The following is a 1932-nucleotide window of genomic DNA, read 5'->3' as shown; positions in this document are numbered from 1 at the left end:
CAGATGTGCTCGCCGCCCTTGCGGGTCGGCGAGGTGAAGAAGCTGCCGGATGGCACTTATTCCGGCCGCTTCGCCAACGAGCCGCGCGACATCCCGGGCAAGCGGGCCGGCGACAAGGTCAAGTTCGCCGAGGCCGACATCTCGGACTGGATGTTCATGCGCAACGGCAAGATCGTCGGCGGCGAGACCATCAAGCCGACCCTGAAATCGCTGCCGAAGGCGGACGCCGATGCCCTGAGGGCACGGATGGAGCAGCCGTAGGGATTCCGTCCGCCACACACTCCGTCATGCCCGGGCTTGTCCCGGGCATCCACGTCTCCGGACCGGCCCGCGAAGCACGTGGATCGCGGGACAAGCCCGGCCATGACGAGTTCTGCGATACGCTGGTTGCCGCCTCGCGCCCTGGCTGGTAAACGCCGCGCATGGCCGAGAAACCCAAAAAACCCCAGAAACTGAAGGCGCGCCTGCCGCGCGGGCTCGAGGATCGCGACCCCGCCGCGATCCGGGCGACGCGCGAGATGGTCGAGAAGATCCGCGCCGTCTACGAGCTCTACGGCTTCGAGCCGGTGGAAACGCCGGCAATGGAATACACCGACGCGCTCGGCAAGTTCCTGCCCGACCAGGATCGTCCGAACGAGGGCGTGTTCTCGTTCCAAGACGACGACGAGCAGTGGATTTCGCTCCGCTACGATTTGACCGCGCCGCTGGCGCGCTATGTCGGCGAGCGCTACGGCACCGACGCGCTGGTGCTGCCCTATCGCAGCTACCGCGTCGGCTACGTCTTCCGCAACGAGAAGCCCGGCCCGGGCCGCTTCCGCCAGTTCATGCAGTTCGACGCCGACACGGTCGGCTCGGCGACGCCCGCCGCAGACGCCGAGATCTGCATGATGGCCGCGGATACGATGGAAGCGCTTGGGATTGCGCGCGGCCAGTATGTGGTGAAGGTCAACAACCGCAAGGTGCTCGATGGCGTTCTGGAAGCCATCGGCCTCGCGGGTGAGGAAAATGCGGCGCGCAGGCTGACCGTGCTGCGTGCGATCGACAAGCTCGACAAGTTTTCCGCGGACGAAGTGCGCAAGCTGCTCGGGCCCGGACGCTGGGATGGCGGCGAAGAAGGCAAGGGCGATTTCACCAAGGGCGCCAATCTGAGCGCGGCTGAAGCCGACGTCGTTCTCGCCATCACCAGGCCGCGCGACGATTGGAAAGAGGCGATTGCCGCTGCAGCAACCTACCTCGCCAAGAGCGAGGTCGGGCAGGCCGGCGTGAGCGAGCTGGACGAGATTTCAAAACTGGTGGCGGCGTCGGGCTACGGCGCCGATCGCATCAAGATCGATCCCTCCGTCGTGCGCGGCCTCGAATATTACACCGGCCCTGTCTACGAGGTCGAACTGCTGCTCGACACCAAGGACGAGAAGGGCCGCCCGGTGCGTTTCGGCTCGGTCGGCGGCGGCGGACGCTATGACGGCCTCGTCTCGCGCTTCCGCGGCGAGCCGGTGCCGGCGACCGGTTTCTCGATCGGCGTGTCGCGGCTGCAGGCCGCGCTGACGCTGCTCGGCAAGCTCGACACCAAGCCGGAATTCGGCCCCGTCGTCGTCACCGTGTTCGACCGCGACCGGGTCGCCGACTACCAGAAGATGGTGGCATCCTTGCGCACCGCCGGCATCCGCGCCGAGCTCTATCTCGGCAATCCCAAGAACATGGGCAACCAGCTCAAATATGCCGATCGCCGCAACTCGCCTTGCGTCATCATCCAGGGCTCCGATGAAAAGGCGCGGGGCGAGGTGCAGGTCAAGGACCTGATCGAGGGCGCCAAGGCGGCGGCCGCGATCGCCTCCAACCAGGAATGGCGCGAAAGCCGGCCGGCACAGTTCTCATGCAGCGAGGCCGATCTCGTCGCCAAGGTGCGCGAGGTGCTGGCGCGCCATGACGTGA

Annotated in this window: 2 protein-coding genes; both read left to right on the top strand. The window is 66.5% G+C overall.

Annotation, left to right across the window (positions count from 1 at the left end; translation table 11 throughout):
• The coding region (locus tag JHD07_RS38795) for a DUF2314 domain-containing protein (protein WP_291631834.1) at positions 1 to 261 on the top strand (261 nt) is incomplete at its 5' end.
• A 161-nt stretch (positions 262 to 422) separates the two neighbouring features.
• The coding region (gene hisS / locus JHD07_RS38790) for a histidine--tRNA ligase (RefSeq protein WP_291631832.1) at positions 423 to 1932 on the top strand (1510 nt) is incomplete at its 3' end.

Origin of the sequence: Bradyrhizobium sp. (assembly GCF_016462955.1) — a bacterium.
Lineage (GTDB): Bacteria > Pseudomonadota > Alphaproteobacteria > Rhizobiales > Xanthobacteraceae > Bradyrhizobium.
This window is presented reverse-complemented; position numbering and strand designations above follow the sequence as displayed.